At 66.4% G+C, this 26,510-nt stretch carries 25 protein-coding genes and 1 pseudogene; 19 read left to right on the plus strand and 7 right to left on the minus strand.

Translation table 11 applies throughout. From position 1 onward, the window contains the following. The first annotated feature begins 164 nt into the window (after positions 1 to 164). Positions 165 to 1,349, plus strand: a complete 1,185-nt coding sequence (locus ACNFBT_RS03080; RefSeq protein ID WP_416746336.1) for a thiolase family protein — start codon at positions 165 to 167, stop codon at positions 1,347 to 1,349. Positions 1,350 to 1,633: 284 nt separating this feature from the next. Here the strand turns inward: ACNFBT_RS03080 and ACNFBT_RS03085 are convergent, their stop codons facing one another. Further along, a complete protein-coding gene (locus tag ACNFBT_RS03085) occupies positions 1,634 to 1,843 on the minus strand; it encodes a DUF6316 family protein (protein WP_416746338.1) in 210 nt (69 codons plus the stop codon). 279 nt (positions 1,844 to 2,122) lie between these two features. Between ACNFBT_RS03085 and ACNFBT_RS03090 the strand changes: the two genes are divergently transcribed. The 12 genes from ACNFBT_RS03090 (at position 2,123) to ACNFBT_RS03145 (ending at position 12,565) form a co-directional block, all read left to right on the plus strand. Next, the gene (locus ACNFBT_RS03090; RefSeq protein ID WP_416746340.1) at positions 2,123 to 2,761 is read left to right on the plus strand and encodes a peroxiredoxin; all 639 of its coding nucleotides are present in this window, start codon (positions 2,123 to 2,125) and stop codon (positions 2,759 to 2,761) included. Positions 2,762 to 2,958: 197 nt separating this feature from the next. Then, entirely contained in the window at positions 2,959 to 3,972 is a 1,014-nt protein-coding gene (locus ACNFBT_RS03095; protein WP_416746342.1) for an aliphatic sulfonate ABC transporter substrate-binding protein, read from the plus strand. A gap of 3 nt (positions 3,973 to 3,975) precedes the next feature. Beyond that, a complete protein-coding gene (locus ACNFBT_RS03100) occupies positions 3,976 to 4,797 on the plus strand; it encodes an ABC transporter permease (protein ID WP_416746344.1) in 822 nt (273 codons plus the stop codon). Beyond that, positions 4,797 to 5,549: an ABC transporter ATP-binding protein gene (locus ACNFBT_RS03105; protein WP_416746346.1), complete on the plus strand. Its 753-nt coding sequence runs from the start codon at positions 4,797 to 4,799 to the stop codon at positions 5,547 to 5,549. The genes ACNFBT_RS03100 and ACNFBT_RS03105 overlap by 1 nt, the downstream gene beginning before the upstream one ends. Positions 5,550 to 5,831: 282 nt before the next feature. Continuing rightward, complete coding sequence (ssuE, locus tag ACNFBT_RS03110; protein ID WP_416746348.1) at positions 5,832 to 6,425, plus strand: NADPH-dependent FMN reductase; 594 nt, start codon at positions 5,832 to 5,834, stop codon at positions 6,423 to 6,425. A gap of 136 nt (positions 6,426 to 6,561) precedes the next feature. Continuing rightward, positions 6,562 to 7,527, plus strand: coding sequence for a sulfonate ABC transporter substrate-binding protein (locus tag ACNFBT_RS03115; RefSeq protein WP_416746350.1), 966 nt, complete (start codon positions 6,562 to 6,564; stop codon positions 7,525 to 7,527). A gap of 168 nt (positions 7,528 to 7,695) precedes the next feature. Then, positions 7,696 to 8,844, plus strand: coding sequence for an FMNH2-dependent alkanesulfonate monooxygenase (gene ssuD / locus ACNFBT_RS03120; RefSeq protein WP_416746352.1), 1,149 nt, complete (start codon positions 7,696 to 7,698; stop codon positions 8,842 to 8,844). 104 nt (positions 8,845 to 8,948) lie between these two features. After that, the gene (ssuC, locus tag ACNFBT_RS03125; protein ID WP_416746354.1) at positions 8,949 to 9,737 is read left to right on the plus strand and encodes an aliphatic sulfonate ABC transporter permease SsuC; all 789 of its coding nucleotides are present in this window, start codon (positions 8,949 to 8,951) and stop codon (positions 9,735 to 9,737) included. Next, positions 9,734 to 10,561: an aliphatic sulfonates ABC transporter ATP-binding protein gene (gene ssuB / locus ACNFBT_RS03130; RefSeq protein ID WP_416746356.1), complete on the plus strand. Its 828-nt coding sequence runs from the start codon at positions 9,734 to 9,736 to the stop codon at positions 10,559 to 10,561. The genes ssuC and ssuB overlap by 4 nt, the downstream gene beginning before the upstream one ends. Before the next feature lie 44 nt (positions 10,562 to 10,605). Continuing rightward, complete coding sequence (locus ACNFBT_RS03135; protein ID WP_003455791.1) at positions 10,606 to 10,821, plus strand: TOBE domain-containing protein; 216 nt, start codon at positions 10,606 to 10,608, stop codon at positions 10,819 to 10,821. Between the two features lie 239 nt (positions 10,822 to 11,060). Continuing rightward, positions 11,061 to 11,480 (plus strand): MAPEG family protein, encoded by a 420-nt coding sequence (locus ACNFBT_RS03140; RefSeq protein ID WP_416746359.1) that lies wholly within the window; start codon positions 11,061 to 11,063, stop codon positions 11,478 to 11,480. A gap of 125 nt (positions 11,481 to 11,605) precedes the next feature. Further along, positions 11,606 to 12,565, plus strand: coding sequence for a DMT family transporter (locus ACNFBT_RS03145; protein WP_416746361.1), 960 nt, complete (start codon positions 11,606 to 11,608; stop codon positions 12,563 to 12,565). Between the two features lie 239 nt (positions 12,566 to 12,804). Here ACNFBT_RS03145 and aqpZ read toward each other — a convergent pair whose 3' ends face one another. From aqpZ to ACNFBT_RS03165, 4 genes are all read right to left on the minus strand, one after another. Beyond that, entirely contained in the window at positions 12,805 to 13,485 is a 681-nt protein-coding gene (aqpZ, locus tag ACNFBT_RS03150) for an aquaporin Z (RefSeq protein ID WP_416746363.1), read from the minus strand. A gap of 149 nt (positions 13,486 to 13,634) precedes the next feature. Continuing rightward, positions 13,635 to 14,258: an NAD(P)H-dependent oxidoreductase gene (locus ACNFBT_RS03155; RefSeq protein ID WP_416746365.1), complete on the minus strand. Its 624-nt coding sequence runs from the start codon at positions 14,256 to 14,258 to the stop codon at positions 13,635 to 13,637. After that, entirely contained in the window at positions 14,251 to 15,645 is a 1,395-nt protein-coding gene (locus tag ACNFBT_RS03160; RefSeq protein ID WP_416746367.1) for a class II fumarate hydratase, read from the minus strand. The genes ACNFBT_RS03155 and ACNFBT_RS03160 overlap by 8 nt, the downstream gene beginning before the upstream one ends. A gap of 354 nt (positions 15,646 to 15,999) precedes the next feature. Beyond that, complete coding sequence (locus ACNFBT_RS03165) at positions 16,000 to 17,013, minus strand: DUF2804 domain-containing protein (RefSeq protein ID WP_416746369.1); 1,014 nt, start codon at positions 17,011 to 17,013, stop codon at positions 16,000 to 16,002. A gap of 121 nt (positions 17,014 to 17,134) precedes the next feature. On the opposite strand from ACNFBT_RS03165, the pseudogene ACNFBT_RS03170 reads away from it, so the two are divergent. The 5 genes and pseudogenes from ACNFBT_RS03170 (at position 17,135) to ACNFBT_RS03190 (ending at position 21,570) form a co-directional block, all read left to right on the plus strand. Then, positions 17,135 to 17,693: pseudogene (locus ACNFBT_RS03170) on the plus strand (DUF2059 domain-containing protein). Positions 17,694 to 17,738: 45 nt separating this feature from the next. Continuing rightward, the gene (locus ACNFBT_RS03175; RefSeq protein ID WP_416746371.1) at positions 17,739 to 18,047 is read left to right on the plus strand and encodes a BolA family protein; all 309 of its coding nucleotides are present in this window, start codon (positions 17,739 to 17,741) and stop codon (positions 18,045 to 18,047) included. A 162-nt stretch (positions 18,048 to 18,209) separates the two neighbouring features. Next, complete coding sequence (locus tag ACNFBT_RS03180) at positions 18,210 to 19,145, plus strand: rhodanese-related sulfurtransferase (protein ID WP_416746373.1); 936 nt, start codon at positions 18,210 to 18,212, stop codon at positions 19,143 to 19,145. Positions 19,146 to 19,148: 3 nt separating this feature from the next. After that, positions 19,149 to 19,784 carry a DsbA family protein gene (locus ACNFBT_RS03185; RefSeq protein WP_416746375.1) on the plus strand — a complete coding sequence of 212 codons (636 nt, stop codon included), beginning with the start codon at positions 19,149 to 19,151 and terminating at the stop codon, positions 19,782 to 19,784. After that, a complete protein-coding gene (locus ACNFBT_RS03190) occupies positions 19,777 to 21,570 on the plus strand; it encodes an ABC transporter ATP-binding protein (RefSeq protein WP_416746377.1) in 1,794 nt (597 codons plus the stop codon). Before ACNFBT_RS03185 ends, ACNFBT_RS03190 begins: the two co-directional genes overlap by 8 nt. Here ACNFBT_RS03190 and ACNFBT_RS03195 read toward each other — a convergent pair whose 3' ends face one another. Together ACNFBT_RS03195 and ACNFBT_RS03200 are read right to left on the minus strand one after the other, a co-directional pair. Further along, positions 21,571 to 22,458 carry a class I SAM-dependent methyltransferase gene (locus ACNFBT_RS03195; protein ID WP_416746379.1) on the minus strand — a complete coding sequence of 296 codons (888 nt, stop codon included), beginning with the start codon at positions 22,456 to 22,458 and terminating at the stop codon, positions 21,571 to 21,573. Between the two features lie 116 nt (positions 22,459 to 22,574). After that, complete coding sequence (locus ACNFBT_RS03200) at positions 22,575 to 23,678, minus strand: helix-turn-helix transcriptional regulator (protein WP_416746381.1); 1,104 nt, start codon at positions 23,676 to 23,678, stop codon at positions 22,575 to 22,577. Between the two features lie 404 nt (positions 23,679 to 24,082). Between ACNFBT_RS03200 and ACNFBT_RS03205 the strand changes: the two genes are divergently transcribed. After that, positions 24,083 to 26,476 carry an EAL domain-containing protein gene (locus ACNFBT_RS03205; RefSeq protein ID WP_416746383.1) on the plus strand — a complete coding sequence of 798 codons (2,394 nt, stop codon included), beginning with the start codon at positions 24,083 to 24,085 and terminating at the stop codon, positions 26,474 to 26,476. Positions 26,477 to 26,510: the final 34 nt, after the last annotated feature.

A 26,510-nucleotide genomic window follows, 5' to 3' on the forward strand; every position in this document is an offset into this window, starting at 1 on the left:
TGTGAAACCGCCGCCTCCGGGCGGCGGTTTCGTTCGTGCCCGCCCAACGAGGGTGGGGGCAGGCCTATACGGCTGGTGAATGATTGTCGCGGTGCGTCCTCACTGCCGCCTATGCTCGGGACCACAACATCCTCCCCAACGAACAACCAGAAACGAGGTTTCCCATGCGCGAAGTGGTGATCGTCGACAGCGTCCGTACCGGCCTGGCCAAGTCCTTCCGGGGCAAATTCAACATGACCCGTCCGGACGACATGGTCGCCCATTGCATCGACGCGCTGCTGGCGCGCAACAACCTCGATCCGCTGCTGGTGGACGACTGCGTGGTTGGCGCCGGCTCCAACGAAGGCGCCCAGGGCCACAACATCGGCCGTAACGCCGCGGTGCTGTCGCGCCTGGGTATCCACGTCGCCGGCATGACCCTGAACCGCTACTGCTCCTCGGGCCTGCAAGCCATCGCCATCGCCGCCAACCAGGTGGCCTCGGGCTGCAGCGATATCCTGGTGGCCGGCGGCGTCGAGTCCATCAGCATGACCGCGGGCAAGATGAACCGCGACAACTTCGTCAACCCGCGCCTGGAGTCGGACTTCCCCGGCATCTACTACCCCATGGGCCAGACCGCCGAGATCGTCGCCCGCCGCTACAACGTCACCCGCGAGGCGCAGGACCTGTACGCCCTGCAGAGCCAGCAGCGCACCGCCCGCGCCCAGGCCGAAGGCCTGTTCAACGACGAAATCGCGCCGATGAGCGTGAAGTACCTCGTGGAAGACAAGGCCACCGGCGAGAAGAAAGTGCTCGACGGCGTGGTCGACCGCGATGACTGCAACCGCCCGGACACCACGCTCGAAGGCCTGAACTCCCTCAAGCCGGTGTTCGCCGAGGACGGCTCGGTCACCGCCGGCAACGCCTCGCAGCTCTCCGACGGTGCCTCCATGACCCTGGTGATGAGCCTGGAGAAGGCGCTGGAGCTGGGCCTCAAGCCCAGGGCTTTCTTCCGTGGCTTCACTGTCGCCGGTTGCTCGCCGGATGAAATGGGCATCGGCCCGGTGTTCTCGGTACCCAAGCTGCTCAAGGCCAAGGGTCTGCAGATCGACGACATCGACCTGTGGGAGCTCAATGAAGCCTTCGCCTCCCAGTGCCTCTATGCCCGTGATCGCCTGGGCATCGACAACGAGAAGTACAACGTCAACGGCGGCTCCATCTCCATCGGCCACCCCTTCGGCATGACCGGCTCGCGCCAGGTCGGCCACCTGGTGCGCGAGCTGCAGCGCCGCAACCTGCGCTACGGCATCGTCACCATGTGCGTGGGCGGTGGCATGGGTGCCACGGGGCTGTTCGAAGCGGTGCGCTGAGCCACCGTCGATACCGCGCTCCTCCGGCCCGCTCCACGCAAGCGGGCCTGTAGCGACGAAAAAGCCCTCGGTGCATGCACCGAGGGCTTTCTTATTTCGGGAGGGTGGGGCAGGGATTCCGGCAGCGCGAAGAGTCGCGTGGAGTCATCTGCCGACTGATCTGGAGGCGGGCGACGTTGGTCTGCAGGAGCGAGCTTGCTCGCGAACAGCGAATTCCAGCTAAACGAAGCGCCTGCGCGGATGCAAGGGCAAACCCCTGGTGATTCCTCTTCCGCTACGCCGGATCAGCGCGCTGCACGCAAGAACAGGCCGGCGGCTTTCTTCATGCGCTCGACGTACTTCCCTACCTCGCGTTCGGCATCGAAGCGGGTGAAGTACGGTCCTTCCAGAGTTCCTTCCCGGGTGGAGAAGAAATACTGGCCGTTGACCGAGGTGATCCGGTCGCTGCGGTAGTGGGTTGCCGCGTGGGCATCGTTGGACCGTTGGCCGACCATGAAGTCGCCTCCTGCACAAAAGGATCAATTACCTAGGAGTTTATGCAGGCCAGCCTGCACGCCACGGCGCTTGCGACGAACGGCAGTATTTCATGTCAGCGTCGAAACAGGCTGATGGGGAGGTGGCGAGCGCTCCTGACTCTACCGAGGTGCCGGCGACGAAGCCCGCTTGGACTGAGTTGGGGTAATTAATTTTGTTATAAGAAAATCAAAATATATTCTTTTTAATGCGAAAAGACCTTGTGCATAGTTGGCTCCAACATGAACAAGGAGAGACCCATGAGCTTGCGACTTGGCGACATCGCCCCCGACTTCGAACAGGAATCCAGCGAAGGCCGCATTCGTTTCCACGAGTGGCTGGGTGGCAGCTGGGGCGTGCTGTTCTCCCACCCGGCCGACTTCACCCCGGTGTGCACCACCGAGCTGGGCCTGACCGCCAAGCTCAAGGAGCAGTTCGCCGCCAGGGGCGTGAAAGCGATCGCGCTGTCCGTCGACCCGGTGGACTCCCATGTGAAGTGGATCGACGACATCAACGAGACCCAGAACACCGTGGTCAACTTCCCGATCATCGCCGACGCCGACCGCAAGGTGTCCGAGCTGTATGACCTGATCCACCCGAATGCCAACGACACCCTGACCGTGCGTTCGCTGTTCGTCATCGACCCGAACAGAAAGGTGCGCCTGACCATCACCTACCCGGCGAGCACCGGACGCAACTTCAATGAAATCCTGCGGGTGATCGACTCGCTGCAACTGACCGACAACCACAAGGTGGCCACGCCGGGTAACTGGCAGGACGGCGACGACGTGGTGATCGTGCCCTCGCTCAAGGACGAGGACGAGATCAAGCAGCGCTTCCCCAAAGGCTACCGCGCGGTCAGGCCGTACCTGCGCCTGACGCCGCAACCGAACAAGTGATTCCCCGCTCCCCATCCGGGGAATCACTCAGTGTTTAAACCTCGAGCAGGGTAATAGGGCCGGTTCGCCGGCCCATTTTTTTCAGCTTTCACGCGCGGACCACGCCGCGCTTTTTTCTTCCAGTTCTGCTCTCTATCCAGCTCTGACTCGCCCGCCACACGGGGAGAAGACGTCAGCCCACGCCAAGGAGAACGACCATGGGTCATTCCACCTGGCGCCGCAGCCTGGCCGTCGCTCTTCTCGCGAGCCTGCCGATCGGCGCCTGCAACAGTTCCGCCCACGCCGCCGACGCACCCAAGGAGGTGCGCCTGGACTACGCCTACTACGCGCCCACCAGCCTGGTGCTCAAGCACTTCGGCTGGCTGGAGAAATCCCTCAAGCCGCAGGGCACCGAGGTGCGCTGGGTATTCAGCCAGGGCAGCAACCGCTCGCTGGAATACCTCAACGCCGGCAGCACCGACTTTGCCTCCACCGCTGGGCTCGCCGCCGTGCTCAGCCGCGCCAATGGCAGCCCGTTGAAGACCGTCTACATCGCCAGCCGCCCGGAATGGACCGCGTTGGTGGTGCCCAAGGATTCGCCGCTCAAGTCCGTCGCCGATCTGAAGGGCAAGAAGATCGCCGCCACCAAGGGCACCGACCCCTACCTGTTCCTCCTGCGCAGCCTGCAGCAGGCCGGGCTGGACAAGAACGACGTGGAGATCGTCCACCTGCAGCACCCGGACGGCCGCACCGCGCTGGAGCAGGGCAGGGTGGATGCCTGGGCCGGCCTGGATCCGCACATGGCCGCCAGCGAACTGCAGGCCGGTTCGCGCCTGCTGTACCGCAACCTCGACTTCAACAGCTACGGCGTGCTCAGCGTCACCGAGAAGTTCGAGCAGGAGCAGCCGGCGCTGATCAAGCAGGTCATCGCCGCCTACGAGGAGGCGAGAGAGTGGGCCATCGCCCATCCGGAAGAGACCGCCAAGCTGCTCGCCGAGGAAGCCAAGCTGCCGCTGGAAGTGGCCAGGCTGCAGCTCTCGCGCACCGACTTCAGCCACCCGCTGCCGGGCGCCGAGCAGATCGCCGCGCTGAAGGCCGCCGCACCGATCCTGCTGGATGAACAGCTGGTGCGTCCGGGGACCGACGTCACCGCCGTGGTGGATCAACTGATCGCTCCGCAACTGGCCGGCGAAGTGATCGGCAAGCCCGCCGTCGCCAAGGCGGAGCCGTAATCCATGCCGACCCAGAGCCTGCGCCTCGCCCGTCAGCGCCGCTTGCCCAGGCTGCGCTGGCCACGGCCGAGTTGGCGTGCCTGGCTGCTGCCGCTGCTGCTGTGCGCGGCACTGGAGCTGGCGGTGCGCGTCGGCTGGCTCGCCGAGCACCAGATGCCGGCACCCAGCAGCGTCGCGCTGACCCTCTGGCAATTGGCTCAGGGCGAGCTGTGGAAACACGTGGCGGCCAGCCTTGCGCGGGTCGCCGCCGGTTTCTCCATTGGTGCGGCAGCGGCCATCCTGACCGGCACTTGGGTCGGCCTCAGCCAGCGTGCCGAGGCTTATCTGGAGCCGACCTTCCAGGCGTTGCGGGCCATCCCCAGCCTCGCCTGGGTGCCCTTGCTGCTGCTCTGGTTGGGCATCGACGAAACCCCGAAGATCGTGCTGATCGCCCTCGGCGCGTTCTTCCCCGTCTACCTCTCGCTGGTGGCCGGCGTGCGCAATGTCGACCGCAAGTGGGTGGAGCTGGGGCGGCTCTATCACCTGTCGCCCTTCGCCCTGGTGCGGCGCATCCTCCTGCCGGCGGCGCTGCCGAGCCTGTTCACCGGCTTGCGCGGCGCGCTGAGCCTGAGCTGGATGTTCCTCGTCGCCGCCGAGCTGATTGCCGCCACCCGCGGCCTGGGCTACCTGCTCAGCGACGGCCGGGAGACCTCCCGGCCGGACATCGTCATCGCCGCCATCCTGGTGCTGGCGGTACTCGGCAAGCTCAGCGACAGCCTGCTCAAGGCGCTGGAACAGCGCGCGCTGGCCTGGCGCGACACCTTCCTGGGTAATGGAGACGCCTGATGAGTGCCTTGCTGGAACTGCGGGACATCCGCAAGAGCTTCTTCGGTGTGAAGGTGCTGGACGACGTCAGCCTCAGCCTTGCGCCGGGCGAGGTGGTCAGCCTGCTCGGCCCCAGCGGCTGCGGAAAGAGCACCTTGCTACGCATCGCCTCCGGGCTGGACGATGAGTTCTCCGGTGTACTGGAGCGCAACCCGCTGCTGGGCTTCGGCCCGGATGGCGACAGCGGACGTGGCGGCGGTGGCATCGGCGTGGTGTTCCAGGAGCCGCGCCTGCTGCCCTGGCTGACGGTGGCGCAGAACATCGGCTTCGCCGACGGCTGGCTGGCCGACGATCACCGCATCGCTCACCTGCTGCGCGACGTGGGGCTGGAGGGCAAGGGCGACCTGCTGCCCAAGCAACTCTCCGGCGGCATGGCCCAGCGTGCGGCCATTGCCCGAGGCCTCTATGGCCGCCCGCAGGTGCTGCTGCTGGACGAACCCTTCAGCGCGGTGGACGCCTTCACCCGCATCCGCCTGCAGGACCTGATCCAGGATCTGGCGCTGGAGTACGACATCAGCATCCTGCTGGTCACCCACGACCTCGACGAAGCCTTCTACCTCAGCGACCGCGTCCTGCTGCTGGGCGGCAGCCCCAGCCGCCTGCGCCGCGAATTCCCCGTGCCTCTGCAACGCCCGCGCGACCGCCGCGCGGTGGAACTGGCCTACCTGCGCGGCGAAGCGCTGACCGAGCTGCACCAGTCCCACGTCATCTGACTCTGCACGACGGCCGATCCTGGCGTAGGGCGTATAACGCTCCGCGTTATACGCCGATTGACCCTGGTTTCAGCTCGGCCTCGGCGCTGACGGCGAAGCACGGTGTATCGGCGTACAACCGCGAACGGTTGTACGGCCTACGTCTTCACGAACAAAACAAAATCGCATAACTAAATGAATAAATAACATTTATTGGAATATGAGATGGGCTGTTAAGGTCTATGCACATTGGTTAGCAGGGTGATGCATGAATCACTCTTATCGTTATAAGGAATCGCGTAAATGTACGTAGTCACCCTTGCCGGCAGCCCGAGCCAGCGTTCCCGTTCCGGCGTCCTTCTGGAGGTCGCACGGAACTGGTTGCACGAGCGTGGCGCCGAAGTGCGTTCCTACGGGGTGCGCGACTTCCCGGCCGAGGACCTGCTGCATGCGCGCTTCGACAGCCCGCGGGTGATCGAGCTGATCGAGCAGGTGGCCCGCGCCGATGGCCTGGTCATCGCCACGCCCGTCTACAAGGCCTCTATCGCCGGTGCCCTGAAGGTCCTGCTGGACCTGCTGCCGGAGCGGGCACTGAGTCACAAGGTGGTGTTGCCCCTGGCCACCGGCGGCAGCAACGCCCACATGCTGGCGGTGGATTACGCGCTCAAGCCGGTGCTCGCTGCGCTCAAGGCCCAGGAGACCCTGCACGGCGTGTTCGCCGAAGACAACCAGGTGCAGTACGCCGAAGGCAACACGCCGGCACGCCTGGAGCCGACCCTGGAACATCGCCTGCTGGACGCTCTGGAACAGTTCCACGGCGCCCTGGCGCGTCGCCCCGGACCCATCGACCCGAACTTGCTCAACGAACGGCTGATCAACGCCCGCTGGAGCATCTGAACCCACGCATTCCAGGGAGCCGACCGCCAAGCCCCGACCCGGCAGGCGACGACTTCCGAACGACACGACAAGGCCCTCACCGTCCCGTCAACGGGACCGCAGGTCCGGCAAGCACACTCGACGAAGGAGCACTCCCATGCGGACCCTCACTTTGCGTAGTGGACTGGCGGCCCTGCTGATCGCGGCCCTGTCCTACAACGCCCAGGCAGACGAACAACCCGGTACCCTGCGTATCGGTTACCAGAAGTACGGCACCCTGGTGCTGCTCAAGGCCCGCGGCACGCTGGAGAAGCGCCTGGCCGAGCAGGGCGTCAAGGTGCAATGGACCGAATTCCCCGGCGGCCCTCAGCTGCTGGAAGGCCTGAACGTCGGCAGCATCGACTTCGGCGTCACCGGCGAAACCCCGCCGGTATTCGCCCAGGCTGCCGGCGCCGACCTGGTCTACGTCGCCCACGAGCCGCCGGCTCCGACCAGCGAAGCGATCCTGTTGCCCAAGGACTCGCCGATCAAATCCGTCGCCGAACTCAAGGGCAAGAAAGTCGCCCTGAACAAAGGCTCCAACGTGCACTACCTGCTGGTGCGCGCGCTGGAGAAAGCCGGCCTGAAATACACCGACATCCAGCCCGTGTACTTGCCGCCGGCCGATGCCCGCGCCGCCTTCGAGCGCGGCAGCGTCGACGCCTGGGTGATCTGGGACCCGTACCAGGCCGCCGCCGAGAAGCAGCTCTCTGCCCGCACCCTGGTGGATGGCACCGGCCTTGTGGACAACCACCAGTTCTACCTCGCCGCCCGCCCGTACGCGAACAACCATCCGCAGGTGATCACCACCCTGATCGACGAAGTGCGCCAGGTGGGCGAGTGGTCGCAGCACAACCCGCAACAAGTCACCGACCAGGTGGCGCCTCTGCTCGGCCTGCCGGCGGACATCACCCTCACCGCGGTGAAACGCCAGGGCTATGGCGCCCAGCCGATCACCCCGGACGTCACCGCCGCGCAACAGAAGATCGCCGACACCTTCACCGACCTGAAGCTGATCCCCAAAAAGCTGAGCATCAAGGATGTGGTGTGGACGGCGCCGGCCAAGGTCGCCACCAGCAACTGATCCGCTTTTTGTAGGAGCGAGCTTGCTCGCGAACCCGCCCAGCTCCAGAGCTGCCGGGGAATCTGTTCGCGAGCAAGCTCGCTCCTACGAAGAACAGCATCAAGACGTACACGAATCCCTTCATCGCGCGGCTACGCCACGCCGGCGCGCTTATCTGGAGTTACAGCGATGAGTCTCGACATCTTCTGGTTCCTGCCGACCCACGGCGACGGCCACTACCTGGGCACCGCCGAAGGTGCCCGCGCCGTGGACCACGGTTATCTGCACCAGGTCGCCCAGGCCGCCGACCGTCTCGGTTTCGGCGGCGTGCTGATCCCCACCGGCCGCTCCTGCGAGGATTCCTGGCTGGTCGCCGCCTCGCTGATCCCGGTGACCCAGCGCCTGAAATTCCTGGTCGCCCTGCGCCCGGGCATCATTTCCCCGACCGTGGCCGCCCGCCAGGCCGCCACCCTCGACCGGCTCTCCGGCGGGCGCGCGCTGTTCAACCTGGTGACCGGCGGCGACCCGGACGAGCTGGCCGGCGACGGCCTGCACCTGAGCCACGCCGAGCGCTACGAAGCCTCGGTCGAATTCACCCGCATCTGGCGCCGCGTGCTGGAAGGCGAGACCGTCGACTATGACGGCAAGCACCTGCAAGTGAAGGGCGCCAAGCTGCTCTATCCGCCGATCCAGCAGCCGCGTCCGCCGCTGTATTTCGGTGGCTCTTCCGATGCCGCCCAGGACCTCGCCGCCGAGCAGGTCGAGCTGTACCTGACCTGGGGCGAGCCGCCCGCCGCCGTTGCCGAGAAGATTGCCCAGGTGCGCGAGAAAGCCGCCAAGCAGGGCCGCAGCGTGCGCTTCGGCATTCGCCTGCACGTCATTGTCCGCGAGACCAACGAGGAAGCCTGGCAGGCCGCTGACCGCCTGATCTCCCACCTGGACCAGGACACCATCGACCGCGCCCAGGCGTCCCTGGCGCGCTTCGATTCCGTCGGCCAGCAGCGCATGGCCGCCTTGCACGGCGGCAGCAAGGACAAGCTGGAAGTCAGCCCCAACCTCTGGGCCGGCGTCGGTCTGGTGCGCGGGGGGGCTGGCACGGCGCTGGTCGGCGATGGCCCGACCGTGGCGGCGCGCGTGCAGGAATACGCGGACCTGGGGATCGACACCTTCATCTTCTCCGGATACCCGCACCTGGAAGAGTCCTACCGGGTCGCCGAGCTGCTCTTCCCGCACCTGGACCTCGCCCAGCCGCAGCAACCGCAGGCGCGCGGCTACGTCAGCCCGTTCGGCGAGATGGTGGCCAACGACATCCTGCCGAAGGCCGCGTCGGCGAGCTGACAAGACCGTAGGGCGAATAACGCGCAGCGTTATCCGCCGTCGATCCTGAACGGCGGATGAAGCGTGCCGCTTCATGCGCCCTACGAAGCATTCGGAGAGAAGAGATGAGCGTTACCAACAACCTCGCCCAGCGCCTCGCGCCCTGGGCCCTGCCGGTGGCCCTCGTGCTGATCTGGCAACTGGCCGTGGCGACCGGCTGGCTGTCCAGCCGCATCCTGCCGGCGCCCAGCGCCGTGGCCGAAGCCGGCTATCACCTGGTGGTCAGCGGTGAGCTGTGGCAGCACCTGGCGATCAGCACCTGGCGCGCCGCCGTCGGCTTTGTCATCGGCGGCAGCATCGGCCTGGTGCTGGGGCTGATCACCGGCCTGTCGAAATGGGGCGAGCGCTTCCTCGACAGCTCGGTACAAATGATCCGCAACGTGCCGCACCTGGCGCTGATCCCGCTGGTGATCCTGTGGTTCGGCATCGACGAGTCGGCGAAGATCTTCCTGGTCGCCCTCGGCACCCTGTTCCCGATCTACCTCAACACCTACCACGGCATCCGCAACATCGATCCGGGCCTGCTGGAAATGTCGCGCAGCTACGGGCTGTCCGGCTTCGCGCTGTTCCGCCAGGTGATCCTGCCCGGCGCGCTGCCCTCGATCCTGGTCGGCGTGCGCTTCGCCCTGGGCTTCATGTGGCTGACCCTGATCGTCGCCGAGACCATCTCCGCCAACTCCGGCATCGGCTACCTGGCGATGAACGCCCGGGAGTTCCTGCAGACCGACGTGGTGGTGCTGGCGATCCTCCTGTACGCCGTGCTCGGCAAGCTCGCCGACCTCGCCGCCCGTGGCCTGGAACGCATCTGGCTGCGCTGGCACCCGGCTTACCAGAGCAAGGGAGGTGCGGCATGAACGCCGTGAACTCTCTGTCTCAAAAGCAGCTGCCTCAGCAACTCAAGAAAGGCATTCCGCTGGTGGTGGAATGCGTGGTCAAGCGCTTCGGCGAGCGCGAGGTGCTCAAGGGCATCGACCTGCGCATTCCCGCCGGCCAGTTCGTCGCCATCGTCGGCCGCAGCGGCTGCGGCAAGAGCACCTTGCTGCGCCTGCTGGCCGGGCTCGACAACGCCAGCGCCGGCCAATTGCTGGCCGGCGCGGCGCCGCTGGAGAGCGCCCGCGAGGAAACTCGCCTGATGTTCCAGGATTCGCGCCTGCTGCCCTGGAAGCGGGTGATCGACAACGTTGGCCTCGGCCTGAAAGGCGACTGGCGCAAGCAGGCATTGGACGCGCTGGAGGCCGTGGGCCTGGCCGACCGCGCCAACGAGTGGCCGGCCAGTTTGTCCGGTGGCCAGAAGCAGCGCGTGGCCCTGGCCCGCGCCCTGATCCACCAGCCGCGCCTGCTGCTGCTCGACGAGCCGCTGGGTGCGCTGGATGCCCTGACCCGCATCGAGATGCAGCAGTTGATCGAGCGCCTCTGGCAGCAGCATGGCTTCACCGTGCTGCTGGTCACCCACGACGTCAGCGAGGCCGTGGCCGTCGCCGACCGGGTGATCCTCATCGAGGACGGCGAGATCGGCCTGGACCTCAACGTCGAACTGTCTCGGCCGCGCGCCCGTGGCTCGGCGCGCCTGGCCGCGCTGGAAGTCGAGGTGCTCGAACGCGTGCTGTCGCTGCCGGCGCAGCCGCCCGAACCGGACCCCGTATCCCCACTGCCCACGCAACTGCGCTGGGCGCTCTGATCCAACGTCCAATCGTGTAACGCCATTCCCCAAGGAGAAATGCCATGACCATCAAAGCCATCAACGTCCGCAACCAGTTCAAAGGCACCATCAAGGAAATCATCGAAGGCCCGGTACTGTCGGAAATCGACGTGCAGACCGCCGCCGGCATCGTCACTTCGGTGATCACCACCCGTTCCGTGCGCGAGCTGGAACTCGGCATCGGCAGCGAGGTGATTGCCTTCGTGAAGTCCACCGAGGTGTCCATCGCCAAGCTCTGAATGCGGCGGCAGAGGAGGGCGGGCAGTCCGGCGACGGGCTGCCCGTTTTCATTTGAGCTCTTCGTAGGAGCGAGCTTGCTCGCGAACACATTCCCCGGCAGCTCTGGAGTTGGGCATGTTCGCGAGCAAGCTCGCTCCTACATCAACTGGCTCACCTTTGGACCTGTAAGCATTGGCTAGAGCAATTGCTCCACTTTCCCTAGACTCCCGCGCAAACCAACAAAAAAAAGGAGTCCCGCATGCCCCTGAGTTCCTCCGCCTTCACCCTGCTCGGCCTGGTCGCCTGGACCGTGCTGCTGGTCCTGCTGCTGGTCAACCAGCGCGGCCTGCTGGTGATGTCCGGGCGCATGGCGGTCAACGCCTTCGCCGCCGACGGCAGCAATACCCCCGGCGCTTTCGGCCAGCGCCTGGCGCGGGCCCACGCCAATTGCGTGGAGAATGTGCCGCTGTTCGCCGCCGTGCTGCTCTACGCGATGGTCACCGGCCAGACCCTGGTGACCGATCCGTTGGCTCCGGCCCTGCTGGGCGCGCGCATCGCGCAGTCGGTGGTGCACCTGATCAGCACCTCGGCGCTGGCGGTGTGGATTCGCTTTGCCGGGTTCTTCGTCCAGTTGCTGATCCTGATCTGGTGGCTGCTGCGACTGTCTACGCTGATCTAGCGCCTTGACCGGGAGCGACGCGGCGTTGTCGCCGGGCGACCGGAACAGTTGCGTAGCGCAACTGTTCCTATGGCGTGATACCGCCATGACTTAGCATGGCGAACCGCACACGCGTCGAGGCTCCCATGCACGTTTCCTCCGGCCGCTGGCAATTCGGCCTGTTTCTCGCCCTGATCACCGCCGTGCTCTGGGGCATCCTGCCGATCAAGCTCAAGGAAGTCCTGAAGACCATGGACCCGGTCACCGTGACCTGGTATCGCCTGGTGGTCTCCGGCGGCGTGCTGCTCGTCTACCTGACGCTGACCCGCCAGTTGCCGGCGTTGCGCCCCATCGGCCGGCGCGGCGCGGGGCTGGTGCTGGCGGCCATTCTCGGCCTGACCGGCAACTATGTGTTCTACCTGATCGGCCTGCGCATGCTCACGCCCGGCACCACGCAATTGGTGATCCAGATCGCGCCGATCCTCCTGCTGCTGGGCAGCCTGTTTGTGTTCAAGGAAAGTTTCAGCGTCGGCCAGGGCCTCGGGCTTGCGGTGCTGCTGCTGGGTTTCGGGCTGTTCTTCAACCAGCGCCTGGCGGAGCTGTTCGGCTCGCTGGGCAACTACACCACCGGCGTGCTGATCGTGGTGTTCGCCGCGTTCATCTGGACCGCCTATGGCCTGGCGCAGAAGCAGTTGCTGACGCAGTGGACCTCGGTGCAGGTGATGATGGTCATCTACCTGGGCTGCGCCGCGTTGCTCACGCCCTGGGCGCATCCGCTGGAGGCGTTGCAGCTGAGCCCGTTGCAGGGCTGGCTGCTGCTGGCCTGCTGCCTGAACACCCTGGTCGCCTATGGCGCCTTCGCCGAGGCCCTGGCGCATTGGGAGGCGTCCCGCGTCAGCGCCACGCTCGCCATCACACCGCTGGTGACCTTCGCCTCGGTGGCGCTGGCGGCTTCGCTGTGGCCCGACTACGTGCACCCGGAAAACCTCAACCGCCTGGCCTACGCCGGCGCGCTGCTGGTAGTGAGCGGCTCGGCGCTGACCGCCCTGGCACCCTCGCTGCTGCGCAGTTACCGGGCCCGCCGGCAGCGCCTGGCGGATACCTGAGTTTCCTGAACCACGGACCGTTGGTAGGCGCATCCGTAGGGCGTACAACCGTTCGCGGTTGTACGCCGTTACTCCTCGGCTTGCCGGCGCGCCGGAGATGAGCTCGAAGCACACTGGGGCCACGGTCAAACGGCGTATAACGCGGAGCGTTATACGCCCTACGCCTTTGGGGCTCGGTAACCGCCAACGAAAACGGGCGCCGTCAGGCGCCAGTCTCGTATTCAGATGATCTCGGTGCCTCAGGCCGCCGGACGCACCATGCGGTAGACCAGCGCACCGATCACGCCGCCCACCAGCGGGCCGACCCAGAACAGCCACAGCTGCTTCATGAACAGCGGGTCGGCGAACAGCGCCACGCCCAGGCTGCGCGCCGGGTTCACCGAGGTGTTGTCGATCGGGATGCTGATCAGGTGGATCAGCGTCAGGGTCAGGCCGATGGCGATCGGCGCGAAGCCCGCCGGGGCTAGCTTGCTGTCGGTGGCGCCCATGATCACGAACAGGAAGAACGCGGTCAGCAGCACTTCAGTCACCAGCGCCGAAACCATGCTGTAGCCGGTCGGCGAGCCTTCGCCGAAGCCGTTGGCGGCGAAACCGGCCAGGGCGTCGAAGCCCGGCTTGCCGCTGGCGATGTAGTACAGCACGGCGCCGGCAACGATCGCGCCGATCACCTGGGCAACGATGTAGGGGATCAGCTCAGCGGTGCGAAAACGACCGCCGGCCCACAGGCCGAGGCTGACGGCGGGGTTGAGGTGACAACCGGATATCGGTCCGATGGCATAGGCCATGGTGACCACGGTCAGGCCGAAGGCCAGGGCAACGCCCAGTACGCCAATGGCGTGGGCGGCGAAGATGGCGCTGCCGCAGCCACCAAAAACCAGCCAGAAAGTGCCGATCATTTCGGCGGAAAGTTTGCGAAGCATGCTGCCTCCAGAGGCAAGAAAGGCCCCGGAATTGGGGAGTGCGCATGCTAGGGAAGCGGTTGAAGGTGAGGGTGTAGGTGATTTCCGAATACCGTCGGAAAAAAACTGATGGCGCCGAAGTGGAGGGCGGCGGACCGCCCTCCTGCGATTCAGGCCTGCGTGCCCAACTGCTCCGCCCGACGCAGCCAGGTCTGGCGCTGCTCCTCGCTGGAGCCGCGGATTGGGCTGAACTCCTCCAGATGGTGCAGCTCGATACCGCAGGGCGCGAGGATGCAGCGGGTCATCTGGCGATGCGCCGGGGCGCCCTGGCGCAGGCGGTAGTGCCAGTGGGTCTGGTCGTGGCTGACCAGCAGGTCGGCGCTGCGCCCGCCCAGCAGCGGTTCGAACTCGCGGGATTCGGCCGAGCGGTAGCGGAAGGCGAAGCCCGGTTGCAGCACGCGGTCGAAGAAGCCCTGCAACAGCGCCGGCAGGCCACCCCACCAGACCGGATAGATGAACGCCAGGTGCTGCGCCCAATGGATCTGCCGTTGCGCTTCGAGCACGTCGGGTTCCAGGTTCTGGCCCTGCTCGTAGCCGCCGCGCAACACGGGGTCGAAGTTCAGCTCGCCGAGCTTCAGGGTGTGCACCACATGGCCCTTGGCGCGGGCGCCCTGGGCGTAAGCTTCCGCCACTGCATGACAGAAGCCGCCGGGCTTTGGCGAGCCGAGCACCAACAACACGCGCTTGCCGTCGCCCTCGATGGGCGTAGCCCCGGACTTGGCCACATCAACCATTCTGCCCCGCCTCCAGCATGGTTTCCGGGCGTACCCACTGGTCGAACTCGGCATCGGTCAGGCAGCCCAGCTCCAACGCCGCTTCGCGCAGGGTCTTGCCTTCGGCGTAGGCCTTCTTGGCAATCTCGGCGGCTTTGTCGTAGCCGATGTGCGGGTTCAGCGCGGTGACCAGCATCAGGCCGCGCTCCAGGTGCTCGCGCATCTTCGCCGCATCCGGCTCCATGCCGGCCACGCAGTGGCTGTTGAAGTTGCGGCAGCCGTCGGCGAGCAGGCGCACCGATTCGAGCAGGTTGTGGATGATCACCGGCTTGAACACGTTCAGCTGCAGGTGGCCCTGGCTGGCGGCGAAGGTGATGGTCGCGTCGTTGCCGAACACCTGGCAGGCGAGCATCGACAGGGCCTCGCACTGGGTCGGGTTGACCTTGCCGGGCATGATCGAGGAGCCCGGCTCGTTGGCCGGCAGCTTCACCTCGGCGAAGCCCGCGCGCGGGCCGGAGCCGAGCAGGCGCAGGTCGTTGGCGATCTTCATCAACGCGGTGGCCAGGGCCTTCAGGGCGCCGGAGAGGATCACCAGCGGCTCGTGGCCGGCGAGGGCGGCGAACTTGTTCGGCGCGGAGACGAAGGGCAGGCCGGTGAGGTCGGCCAGCTCGGCGGCGATGGCGTCGGCGAACTCCTTCGGCGCATTCAGCCCGGTGCCGACGGCGGTACCGCCCTGGGCCAGCTCGTAGACGGCCGGCAGGGCCGCGCGGATGGCGCGGTCGGCGTAATCCAACTGGGCGACGAAGGCGGAAAGCTCCTGGCCGAAGGTGACGGGCGTGGCATCCATCAGGTGGGTGCGGCCGGTCTTCACCAGGGTCGCGTGGCGCACGGCCTGCTGGGCCAGGCCGCCGCTGAGCTCGGCGATGGCCGGCAGCAGGTCGTCATGCACGACGCGGGCGGCGGCGAGGTGCATGGCGGTGGGGAAGCTGTCGTTGGAGCTTTGCGCGCGGTTGACGTGGTCGTTGGGGTGCACCGGCTTCTTGCCGCCACGGCCGTTGCCGGCGATCTCGTTGGCGCGCCCGGCGATCACTTCGTTGACGTTCATGTTGCTCTGGGTGCCGCTGCCGGTCTGCCAGACCACCAGCGGGAACTGGTCGTCATGCTCACCGGCGAGGACTTCATCGGCGGCCTCTTCGATCAGGCTGGTGATGTTCTCCGGCAGCTCGCCCAGCTGTGCGTTCACGCGGGCCGCGGCCTTTTTCACCAACGCCAGGGCATGCACCACGGCCAGTGGCATGCGTTGCCCGCCGATAGCGAAGTTTTCCAGCGAACGCTGGGTCTGCGCCCCCCAATAGGCATCGTCGGGGACGTCGATGGGACCGAGGCTGTCGGTTTCGGTGCGGCTCATGGTGCGATCCTCCTGGAATGACTCGGCCAGTTTAGGCCGTTGTCGGCGCTCCGGGTTCCGAATCAGGGGCTGTTGATGTTTTGACGCGGCCGCGACGGCGCCACATTTTGCGCAGGGCGAGGCGCGAATCGTGTGGTTTGGTCATTCCAAATGAATGATGAGCAACGAAGCGCTGCGCAAAATGCGGCCCGTCCCTTCGGGTTGCGCGGCAAATCACGCCATGCGTCGTTGCGGGACTAGACAAGGGAATGCCATTGCCGTCGTCCCACGTCTAGCCTGGCGTGATTTGTCGCGGCAACGCGGCTCGCGTCAAAACATCAACAGCCCCTGTTCAATTGCCGTGATAGAGGGGTTTCACCAGCGTGCCTGGGTTGCGCCGACCCAGCCCAGCGCTTCGCGCACCGGCACATGCTCGCCGTCCAGGCTGCGCAGGGAGCCGTCGAAGTGGCCGAACCACTGGCTGGTCTCGGCGAACAGCGGCCCCAGGCGTGGGCAGGCGCGGTGCAGCTTGCGCGGCGTGAAGGTGAGGTCGACCCGCTGGCAGGGGCTGCGCAGGCGCCACGGCGCCAGGGGATCGTGGGGCGCCTGGTGGATCTCGACGTCGTGCTCCAGGCGCTGCAGCTCGCCGCCGAACCACAGTGCGTTTTCCTTGAGCGGGGTGTGATCCGTCCAGCCGCTGCCGAAGTTGCCGGCGATGCCGCCGGGGCCGGCGAAGGCGGCGCGTGTCCAGTGGGTGCGGAAGGGCCACACGCCACGGCCGAAATCCAGGGCGGCGAAGCTCTCGCCGGCGCTGCACGGGTATACGCGACGGCCGAGCTGCAGGCTGCCGCGCACCGGCAGGCCCATCTGTCGGCTGCAGGCGTGGAAGCACTGGCCGGCCATGGGCACGACCAGATTGACCGACTCCAGGTGGGCGGGGCGCTGGACTTCCAGCGCCAGGTCCAGCGGCTGGCCGCCGAGGTCGGGGGCGCTGGCGGTGATACGCAGCTGGCCGGGTTGCTCGACGAAGCTCAGGCGCAAGTCGCCATGCTGGAAGCTGTGGCTCTGGTTGGGCACGTCGGGCAGCGTGCAGCCGCGGCCCAGCAGCGTGATCTGGGTGCGGTGCACCGAGCGGCCGGTTTCCAGGTCCAGGAAGTAGATGGCGCCGTAGCCCAGGTAATCGAGGTCGGCGATGGTCAGCGAGAGCATCCAGCCCGGTGCGTTGATGCACCAGTGGTTCCAGCGTTTGCGGCGTCCCGGATTGCCCGGCAGGCTGCAGACCGTCTGCGGTCGGCTCGACCAGCCGATGGCGGCGTCGTTCAGGCGGCCCCGTGGATCGCACAGGGGCGGCGAGTTCGCGTACGGCGGCACGTAGGTAAAGGTATTCATTGGACACATCCATGTGGCAACGCGATGCAGCATGCCGGTTTGCCGAATAGTCGACAAGGGATGAGGGTCACTTCCGTGCAGTTCGGCGGTCTCTTGAGCACTTTCCGAACTTAGGCGCAGAATGGCGGGTCCCACCCGGACACACTTTCAGACTCAAGGACTGCCCCATGACCGCTCTTCGTACTCTCTGCACCGCAGCTCTACTGGTGGGCTTCAGCTCTATCGCCCTGGCCGACGCCAACACCGAGGCGGAGAAATTCCTCAAGCAGGTTCACGCCGACAAGCTCACCGTGCCGGTCTATGCGCAGGTCCAGCAGATGCTCGCCCAGCGTTTCGCCCAGTCCAACGCCCCCGAGAGCAAGAAGCCGGTGCTGGAGCGTTATCAGGCCAAGGCCAATGCCGAGCTCGATCGCGCGGTGGGCTGGGACAAGCTCAAGCCTGAGCTGGTCAAGCTCTACACCAGCAACTTCAGCGAGTCCGAGCTCAAGCAGATCAACGACTTCTACGCCTCGCCGGTGGGCCGCAAGATGCTGGAGAAGATGCCGCGCCTGACCGCCGAATCCGCCCAGCTGACCCAGGCCAAGCTGCAGACCGCCGTGGAGCCGGTGAACAAGCTGATGGCTGACATGGACAAGGAACTGGGCGTGAAAGCCCCGGCCGCTCCGGCCAAGAAGCCCTGATCATCCCGACCTGTATTGACTGCCTGATTGCCAGCGAGACCCGACATGAGCATGCGTGACCGTATCCAATCCGCCCTGGGCGCCCTCGAACCACAGCACCTGGAGGTGCTCGACGAGAGCCACATGCACAGCCGCGGGCAGGAAACGCACTACAAGGCCGTGATCGTCAGCCCGGTGTTCGCCGGGCTGAACGCGGTGAAGCGGCACCAGAAGGTCTACGCCACCCTCGGCGACCTGATGGGGCAGTTCCATGCCCTGGCCCTGCACACCTACACCCCCGAGGAGTGGGCCGGGCAGGGCGCGGCACCGGAGTCGCCGACCTGCCGTGGCGGCAGCAAGCACGATCTGCATTGACTACGCGCCGCTCTGATCGGCGGCAGGATGCGGGCCTCGTCCCGCTCCGGTAGAATGCTACACCCAGCGCCGGCCTTTGCCGGCGCTGTCGTTTTCAGTTTTTTTGTTGTCGTTTCAAAGAAGCCGGTCCGCCCTTTACGCGGGCGACCACTGGAGTGATGCATGACCACCGAAAGAATCGTCGTCGCGGCGCTGTACAAGTTCGTCTCCCTGCCCGACTACGTCGCCCTGCGCGAGCCCCTGCTGCAGAGCCTGCTGGACAACGGCGTGAAGGGCACTCTGCTGCTCGCCGAAGAGGGCATCAACGGCACCGTCTCCGGCACCCGCGCCGGCATCGACGGCCTGCTGGCCTGGATGCGCAACGACCCGCGCCTGGCCGACGTGGACCACAAGGAGTCCTACTGCGACGAGCAACCCTTCTACCGCACCAAGGTGAAGCTGAAGAAGGAAATCGTCACCCTCGGCGTACCGGGCGTGGACCCCAACTCCAAGGTCGGCACCTACGTCGAACCCAAGGACTGGAACGCGCTGATTTCCGATCCTGAAGTGCTGCTGATCGACACCCGCAACGACTACGAAGTGGCCATCGGCACCTTCGAAGGCGCCATCGACCCGAAGACCAAGTCGTTCCGCGAATTCCCCGACTACATCCGCGAGCATTACGACCCGGCCAGGCACAAGAAGGTCGCCATGTTCTGCACCGGCGGTATCCGTTGCGAGAAGGCCTCCAGCTACATGCTCAGCGAAGGCTTCGAGGAGGTGTTCCACCTCAAGGGCGGCATCCTCAAGTACCTGGAAGAGGTGCCCGAGGCCGAGACCCTCTGGCGCGGCGACTGCTTCGTCTTCGACAACCGCGTGACCGTGCGCCATGACCTCTCCGAAGGCGACTACGATCAGTGTCATGCCTGCCGCAACCCGATCTCCGTCGAGGACCGTGCCTCCGAGCACTACGCGCCGGGCATCAGCTGCCCGCACTGCTGGGATTCGCTGCCGGAGAAGACCCGTGCCAGCGCCCGTGAGCGGCAAAAGCAGATCGAGCTGGCGCGCGAGCGCAACCAGCCGCACCCGATTGGCCGTGACCCCCGCGCGGAGAACTGATCCATGACCAGCCGCCTGCTCTATGTGATGGACCCGATGTGCTCCTGGTGCTGGGGCTTCGCTCCGGTTGCGCGGGAGCTGGTGGAGCAGGCGCGCGCCGCCGGCGTGCCGCTGGCGCTGGTGATGGGCGGGCTGCGCACCGGCCAGGGCGCGGCCCTGGAGCCGGCCACCAAGCGCTACATCCTCGAACACTGGCACGCGGTGCATGACGCCACCGGCCAGCCGTTCCGCTTCGAAGGCGCGCTACCCGATGGTTTCGTCTACGACACCGAGCCGGCCTGCCGGGCGGTGGTTACCGCCCGCCGCCTCGACGAAGACTGCGCCTGGGCGCTGGTCGGCGAGATCCAGCAGGCGTTCTACGCCCAAGGCCGCGACGTGACCCAGGCCAGCGTGCTCACCGAGCTGGCCGAGCGCGTCGGCCTGCCGCGCATCGAGTTCGCCGAAGCCTTCGACAGCCAGGAAAACCACCTGGCGACCCTCGCCGATTTCTCCTGGGCACGTGACCTGGGCATCGCCGGCTTCCCCACGCTACTGGCCGAGCGCGATGGCCAGCTGGCCCTGCTGACCAACGGCTACCAGCCGCTGAGTGAACTGGCGCCGTTGCTGGAGCGCTGGCTGGAGCGCGGGCGGCATGCCTGAGCTGTCCGCTGACCGCCTGAGCTGGGTGGAGATTCGCCGGCTCGCTTTCCATCACCGCAAGGCCCTGCTCCTCGCCAACCTCGTCGCCGTGCTGGCCACCGCCTGCAGCGTACCCATCCCGTTGCTGCTGCCGTTGCTGGTGGACGAAGTGCTGCTGGGCAAGGGCGACGCCGCGCTGCGGGTGATGAACCAGTGGCTGCCGCAGGCCTGGCACAAGCCGGCCGGCTACATCGGCCTGATGCTGCTGGCGACCCTGGCGCTGCGAAGCTGCGCGCTGGTCTTCAACGTGCTGCAGGCGCGCCTGTTCGCGCGGCTGTCCAAGGACCTTGTGTACCGCATCCGCCTGCGCCTGATCGAGCGCTTGAAGCGCATCGCCCTGAGCGAGTACGAGACCCTCGGCGGCGGCTCGGTCAGCGCGCACCTGGTGACCGATCTGGACACCCTCGACAAGTTCGTCGGCGACACCCTGAGCCGCTTCCTGGTGGCGCTGCTGACCCTCTGCGGCACCGCCGCCATCCTGATCTGGATGCACTGGCAGCTGGCGCTGCTGATCCTGCTGTTCAACCCGCTGGTGATCTTCGCCACGGTGCAGCTGGGCAAGCGCGTGAAGCACCTGAAGAAGCTGGAGAACGACAGCACCGCGCGCTTCACCCAGGCCCTCACCGAAACCCTCGAAGCGATCCAGGAAGTGCGCGCCGGCAACCGCCAGGGCTTCTTCCTCGGCCGCCTCGGCGTGTCTGCCCGCGAGGTGCGCGACTACGCCGTCGCCTCGCAGTGGAAGAGCGACGCCGCCGGGCGCGCCAGCGGGCTGCTGTTCCAGTTCGGCATCGACCTGTTCCGCGCCGCCGCGATGCTCACGGTGTTGTTCTCCGACCTCTCCATCGGCGAGATGCTGGCGGTGTTCAGCTACCTCTGGTTCATGATCGGCCCGGTGGAGCAGCTGTTGAACCTGCAGTACGCCTTCTACGCCGCCGGCGGCGCGCTGACCCGCATCAACGAGCTGCTGGCCCGCGCCGACGAGCCGCAGTACCCGCCGCGCCGCGATCCCTTCGTCGGTCAGGGCACCGTCGGCATCCAGGTGCGTGACCTGAGCTTCGCCTACCGCGACGAACCCGTGCTCGATGGCTTGGACCTGGACATCGTCGCCGGCGAGAAGGTCGCCATCGTCGGCGCCAGTGGCGGCGGCAAGAGCACCCTGGTGCAGTTGCTGCTCGGCCTCTACCAGCCACAGTCCGGCAGCATCCGCTACGGCGGCGTGGCGCTGGAGGAGATCGGCCTGGAGTGCGTGCGCGAGCATGTGGCTGTGGTGCTGCAGCACCCGGCGCTGTTCAACGACACGGTGCGCGCCAACCTGACCATGGGCCGCGAACGCAGCGACGAAGCCTGCTGGCGCGCGCTGGAAGTCGCGCAGCTGGCAGACACCATCCGCATTCTGCCGCAAGGGCTGGACAGTGTGGTGGGCCGCTCCGGCGTGCGTCTCTCCGGCGGCCAGCGGCAGCGCCTGGCCATCGCCCGCATGGTGCTGGCCGAGCCCAAGGTGGTGATCCTCGACGAGGCGACCTCGGCACTGGACGCGGCCACCGAGTACGCCTTGCACCAGGCACTGGGGCGTTTCCTCGAGGGGCGCACCACGCTGATCATCGCCCACCGCCTGTCGGCGGTTAAGCAGGCTGACCGGGTGCTGGTGTTCGATGGCGGGCGTATCGCCGAGGATGGCGACCATCAGCAGCTGATCGCCGAAGGCGGGCTCTATGCCCGTCTGTATGGCCATCTGCAGCAGAACTGATCAGCCGTAGCGGGTGGCTTCGAGGAAGCCTACGCAGTTGCCCAGGTCGTGGAAGGCCCGCGTGTGGCTGATGTCGTTGTAGGCGATCCCCTGCAACAACTCGAGCAGCTCGGTGTCGCTGCGGTAGTGCGGCTCCCAGTCCAGCAGTGCTTCCAGGTAGGCGATATCCGGTATTCCCGGCAGGAAGTTGCTCAGCAGCAGGCGCCCGCCCGGCAGCAGTCGGGCGAACAGGTTGCGGGTGAGGTCGCTGGCGTCCTGGTCGTTGAGGACTTCATAGAGCCCGGCGCAGTAGATCAGATCGAAATGACGCAGGTCGGTCCGGCTGTAGAACAGCTCGTCGAGACAGCATTGCAAGGCGCGTACGCCTTGCGAGGCGTAGCAGGACTCCACGGTCTGCAGCGACTGCAGATGGGTGTCGAGGGCCACGAACTCGCGGAAGTGCCCGTCGCGCAGGGCCCGCGAAAGGTCCGCCTCGCGCAGGTGACCGCAGCCCACGCAGAGGATGCGCGCCTGGCCGCTGAGCTGCTCGCAGGTGCGGTCGATCTCCCGTGCCAGCAATTGGCGGCGCGAGCGCAGGGCCCGCGCGGCTGGCGCGGAGCTGGCGTAGCGGAACAGCTCGTCGGTGGGCCCGTCGGGCAGCAGCGCGGGCAAGGTGCTTTCGATGCCGTAGAGGTAATCCATCAGCACGGCATTGCCGGCGCCTTCGCCCATTGGCCGTTCCCGCCGGCGGGGGAAGGGCAGTACCCGGGATTGCTCCAGAGGCACTGACTGGCCGGTGGCCAGCGCCAGCAACTCGGAGTTGCTGTCCTTGATGCGGCGCAGTTGCCGTTCGAGTTCTTCGATGGCCTGTGTGATCGAGTCCGGATTCTGCTGGGTCCGATTGTCCATTGCCGTCCACCTGGGGGGCGATTGCGTGGCCGACCCTTACCGGGCCGGTGCTCCAGTCACCACGTTAGGGGGGACTCCGCTCCAGTCCATCATCTGAATGAATGATGAAAGGGGGATCAGCGCTGCCCCAGGCGCACCAGCAAGCTGACCAGTTCGGCCTGGCGGCTGGTGTGGGTCTTGCGGAACAGCGCGCGCAACTGGCTGCGCACGGTGTTGATGGAGGTGCCCAGGTGCTCGGTGCATTGTTCCGGCGACAGCCCGCGCACCAGCAGGTCGCCCAGGCGCTGCTCGGCCGGAGTGAGGCCGAACAGCTCGCTGAGCAAGCGGCTCTGGCGCTGCGGGTCGAGCAGGGCGAGCAGGGCCAGTGGGCGCTGGAAGTTCTGGTTGAAACCGGCTTCGGCCGGCACCGGGGTGACCAGCAGCTCCAGGGCGCTGCCATCGCTCAGCGGCAGCCAACCCGCCTTTCCCTTGCCCTGGCGCGGTGCGGCGTGGCGCACCAGTGCCTGCAGGCGGGCATTGTGCTGGCGGCAGTGCAGGCGGCCAAAGACCTCGTAGAACGCCGCCTTGTGCTGCCCCAACTGTTGCTGCGCGGCCTGATTGGCATAGAGCACCCGGGTGTCGCCGTCGAGCAGCCAGAGCGGCGTGGGATGCTGGTCGAGCATCAGGTCGCGCTTGGCCAGCTCCTGGCGCATCTCGCCGATCCTTTCGAACATCCGCGCCGCGCGGATCAGGTGCTGGCTCAGGCGGTTCAGCAGGGCCTGCTCGTCGGGCGTGGGATAGCGCGCGCCGACGCTGGTCAGCACCGACAGGTAGATGCCGGCGCTGGACTGCTCGTTGAGCTTCAGGCAGGACACGTTGAGCATGTCGTTGGGCAGCTGGAATTCCTGATAGTAGGGGTCGCGGCGGATGCGCTCCGGGCCGAACTCCACCAAGTCGTGGTACCAGTTGCCCACCGGGCGGTGGAGCATGAAGCCCTTGGACGGGTCGATGGTGCAGTAGTCGCGGTTGTACAGCTCGATGGCGCCGGGGTCGCACAGGTTGATCTCGCTGGCCAGGGCGCCGTCCTGGGTCTGGTCCCAGAACAGCAGGGCGCCCTGCTGGCGGCCGGTGGCGTCGATCAGGCCGGAGAGCAGGGGCAGCCAGGCGCTCTCGTCAAGCACGCATTCGTAGGAAAGCCCCACCAACTGGTCGTAAAGCACGTCCATATCCCGACTCTGCATGGGCTCGCTCCGGGCTTGCAGATTGCACGATGGGCTGAGGTATGGCTCATCGCCCCCGTTCGCGCAAGGCGCTGGGAAGGCGCGCCGTGGCTGGCCGCTGGTCAGGCGCAGGACTCCCGGCGAATGGCCGGAGAGGGCAGAAAATGGCATCGTGCCATCAGTGTTTCGCCGGGATTACGCTTCGTCAGCCGACCAAGGGCCCTGCTCTGCGGTTTGAGGATTTTCCGTGATCGGCTATGAGTAAAGGGTAGTAACGCAGAAATTCCCTTCGGCGGCGCGAGCCTGAACCGCCCGGTGCGGCTTGCCAGGGATCTAGAAGAAGGAAGTCGAAGCACGTTATGGATGCCTTGGGACTTTTGCCGATCCGTCGAAGAACCCGGCTGCTGCGGCTGATATGGCCGTTCATGGCTGTGGTGGTGCTGCAGGCGCTGATCGGTGCGGGCAGCCTGTACATCCTCTCCGGCGTGCGGGCGTATGTGGGCGGCGAGAGCCTATGGTCGAAGGGGCAGAAGGACGCCATCCACTACCTGCAGCGCTATGGCCAGACCCGTGACCCGGAAGACTACCGCCGCTACCAGGCGGCCATCGCCATTCCGCTGGGCGACCGCACCTTCCGCGCGGCCCTCGACCAGGACCCGCCGGATATCGAGCAGGCGCGGCGCGGCGCGCTGGACGGCGGCAACCACCCGGATGACGTCAACAGCCTGATCTGGCTGTATCGCTACTTCCACGAATACAGCTTCTTCGACGAGGCGGTGAAGCGCTGGATCGTCGGCGACACCTACCTGGACCAGCTCCTGCAGGTGGCCGACGAGATGCACGCCAGCATCCGTGCCGGCACCGTCAATCCCGGCGACCTGAGCTACTGGAACAGCCGCATCCAGGGCATCAACGACGGCGTGACGCCGGCTGCCATGGCCTTCTCCGCCGCCCTGGGCAAGGGCTCGCGGATGCTGATGTGGGTGCTGCTGGGGGTCAACTGCCTGGCGGGGCTGGCGCTGATCCTCCTGGCGATCTGGCGCACCCTCAAGCTGGTGCGTCAGCAGCGGGTCTTCGAAAGCGCCCTGGATACCGAGAAGGAGCGCGCCCAGACCACCCTGGCGGCGATCGGTGACGGCGTGGTGACCCTCGACGCCCAGGAGTGCATCGCTTATTTCAACCCGGCCGCCGAGCGCTTGGTCGGCTGGGACAGCGCCATGGCGGTCGGCCTGCCGCTGCGCTCGTTGCTGCGGGTATTCGACGAGTCCAGCCAGGAGGAAGGCCTGCCGCTGGTGGGGCAGATCCTGCGTGGCGAGGTGGACGGCGGCAGTGAGTCGAGCAAGCTGATCCAGCGCCTGGACGGCACCAGCGTGGCGGTGACGCTGGTGGGCACGCCGATCCATGCCGACGGCAGCGTGGTCGGCGTGGTGCTGGTGATGCACGACATGACCCGTGAGCGCCAGTACATGGCCAGCCTGTCGTGGCAGGCGACCCACGACGCGCTGACCGGGCTGACCAACCGCCGCGAGTTCGAATTCCGCCTCAAGCAGGCGATGGAGCGCTCGGTGCATCTGGATGAGCGTCACGCGCTGATGTATCTGGATCTGGACCAGTTCAAGCTGGTCAACGACACCTGCGGCCACGCCGCCGGCGACGAACTGCTGCGCCAGGTGTGCTCGGTGCTGCAACAGTGCCTGCGCGACGGCGACACCCTGGCGCGGCTGGGCGGCGACGAGTTCGGCATCCTGCTGGAGAACTGCCCGCCGGAAATGGCGGAACAGATCAGCGAGCGTATCCGCCTGACGGTCCAGGGCCTGCATTTCATCTGGGAAACCCGGCCCTTCAACATCACCGTCAGCATCGGTGTGGTGCATGTGTCGTCGATGCTGGTGTCCGTGGAGGAGGCGCTGCGCTGCGCCGACATGGCCTGCTACATGGCCAAGGAGAAGGGCCGCAACCGCGCCCAGGTGTTCCGTCCCGACGATACCGAGCTGTCTACCCGGGTGGGCGAGATGGCGTGGGTCCAGCGCATCCGCCTGGCGCTGGACGAGGAGCGCTTCTGTCTCTACGCGCAAGCGATCTTCCCGGTCGACCCGCACGCGCAGGAGGGCGCCCATGTCGAGTTGCTGCTGCGCCTGAACGACGAATGCGGCCGGCTGGTGGCGCCGATCAACTTCATCCCCGCCGCGGAGCGCTACGGCCTGATGCCGGAAATCGACCGCTGGGTGGTCGAGAGCGCCTTCAAGACCCTGGCCGCCCGTGCCCTGGAAGGGGACTACGAGCCGATCCATACCTGCGCGATCAACCTGTCCGGGGCGACCATCGGCGACGACACCTTCCTCGACTTCCTGCGTGACCTGCAGCCGCGCTACGGCATCGCCCCGGCGAGCATCTGCTTCGAGGTCACCGAAACCAGCGCGATCGCCAACCTGGTCAACGCGACGCGCTTCATCCAGGAGCTCAAGGCCCTGGGCTACCGCTTCTCCCTCGACGACTTCTGCGCCGGCATGTCCTCCTTCGTCTACCTCAAGCACCTGCCGGTGGACTACCTGAAGATCGACGGCAGCTTCATCAAGGATATGCTCGAAGACCCCATCGACCGGGCCATGGTCCAGGTGATCAACCAGATCGGCCACGTCATGGGCAAGCGCACGGTGGCCGAGTTCGTCGAATCGCTGGAAATTCTCGAAGTCTTGCGCGAAATCGGCGTCGACTATGCTCAAGGCTATGGCCTGGCCCGGCCTCAACCATTCAACCGCAGCTTCCTGCGCGAGGCGGAAATGGCGACCGCTGGGGCGAACACAACCTCCGGACGGTGACGGCGGGCGCGCGGAGGACTAATCTGAGGCCAGT

The organism is Pseudomonas sp. NY15181 (assembly GCF_048068055.1).
Classification (GTDB): domain Bacteria; phylum Pseudomonadota; class Gammaproteobacteria; order Pseudomonadales; family Pseudomonadaceae; genus Pseudomonas.

Coding starts and splice junctions, on each gene's coding strand:
- ACNFBT_RS03185 (WP_416746375.1), top strand. CDS start 19,149: ATGACCAGCCGCCTGCTCTATGTGATGGACCCGATGTGCTCCTGGTGC.
- ssuC (WP_416746354.1), top strand. CDS start 8,949: ATGAGCGTTACCAACAACCTCGCCCAGCGCCTCGCGCCCTGGGCCCTG.
- aqpZ (WP_416746363.1), bottom strand. CDS start 13,485: ATGCTTCGCAAACTTTCCGCCGAAATGATCGGCACTTTCTGGCTGGTT.
- ACNFBT_RS03135 (WP_003455791.1), top strand. CDS start 10,606: ATGACCATCAAAGCCATCAACGTCCGCAACCAGTTCAAAGGCACCATC.
- ssuB (WP_416746356.1), top strand. CDS start 9,734: ATGAACGCCGTGAACTCTCTGTCTCAAAAGCAGCTGCCTCAGCAACTC.
- ACNFBT_RS03115 (WP_416746350.1), top strand. CDS start 6,562: ATGCGGACCCTCACTTTGCGTAGTGGACTGGCGGCCCTGCTGATCGCG.
- ACNFBT_RS03175 (WP_416746371.1), top strand. CDS start 17,739: ATGAGCATGCGTGACCGTATCCAATCCGCCCTGGGCGCCCTCGAACCA.
- ACNFBT_RS03165 (WP_416746369.1), bottom strand. CDS start 17,013: ATGAATACCTTTACCTACGTGCCGCCGTACGCGAACTCGCCGCCCCTG.
- ssuD (WP_416746352.1), top strand. CDS start 7,696: ATGAGTCTCGACATCTTCTGGTTCCTGCCGACCCACGGCGACGGCCAC.
- ACNFBT_RS03190 (WP_416746377.1), top strand. CDS start 19,777: ATGCCTGAGCTGTCCGCTGACCGCCTGAGCTGGGTGGAGATTCGCCGG.
- ACNFBT_RS03095 (WP_416746342.1), top strand. CDS start 2,959: ATGGGTCATTCCACCTGGCGCCGCAGCCTGGCCGTCGCTCTTCTCGCG.
- ACNFBT_RS03180 (WP_416746373.1), top strand. CDS start 18,210: ATGACCACCGAAAGAATCGTCGTCGCGGCGCTGTACAAGTTCGTCTCC.
- ACNFBT_RS03200 (WP_416746381.1), bottom strand. CDS start 23,678: ATGCAGAGTCGGGATATGGACGTGCTTTACGACCAGTTGGTGGGGCTT.
- ACNFBT_RS03160 (WP_416746367.1), bottom strand. CDS start 15,645: ATGAGCCGCACCGAAACCGACAGCCTCGGTCCCATCGACGTCCCCGAC.
- ACNFBT_RS03205 (WP_416746383.1), top strand. CDS start 24,083: ATGGCTGTGGTGGTGCTGCAGGCGCTGATCGGTGCGGGCAGCCTGTAC.
- ACNFBT_RS03085 (WP_416746338.1), bottom strand. CDS start 1,843: ATGGTCGGCCAACGGTCCAACGATGCCCACGCGGCAACCCACTACCGC.
- ACNFBT_RS03090 (WP_416746340.1), top strand. CDS start 2,123: ATGAGCTTGCGACTTGGCGACATCGCCCCCGACTTCGAACAGGAATCC.
- ACNFBT_RS03100 (WP_416746344.1), top strand. CDS start 3,976: ATGCCGACCCAGAGCCTGCGCCTCGCCCGTCAGCGCCGCTTGCCCAGG.
- ACNFBT_RS03195 (WP_416746379.1), bottom strand. CDS start 22,458: ATGGACAATCGGACCCAGCAGAATCCGGACTCGATCACACAGGCCATC.
- ssuE (WP_416746348.1), top strand. CDS start 5,832: ATGTACGTAGTCACCCTTGCCGGCAGCCCGAGCCAGCGTTCCCGTTCC.
- ACNFBT_RS03080 (WP_416746336.1), top strand. CDS start 165: ATGCGCGAAGTGGTGATCGTCGACAGCGTCCGTACCGGCCTGGCCAAG.
- ACNFBT_RS03155 (WP_416746365.1), bottom strand. CDS start 14,258: ATGGTTGATGTGGCCAAGTCCGGGGCTACGCCCATCGAGGGCGACGGC.
- ACNFBT_RS03145 (WP_416746361.1), top strand. CDS start 11,606: ATGCACGTTTCCTCCGGCCGCTGGCAATTCGGCCTGTTTCTCGCCCTG.
- ACNFBT_RS03140 (WP_416746359.1), top strand. CDS start 11,061: ATGCCCCTGAGTTCCTCCGCCTTCACCCTGCTCGGCCTGGTCGCCTGG.
- ACNFBT_RS03105 (WP_416746346.1), top strand. CDS start 4,797: ATGAGTGCCTTGCTGGAACTGCGGGACATCCGCAAGAGCTTCTTCGGT.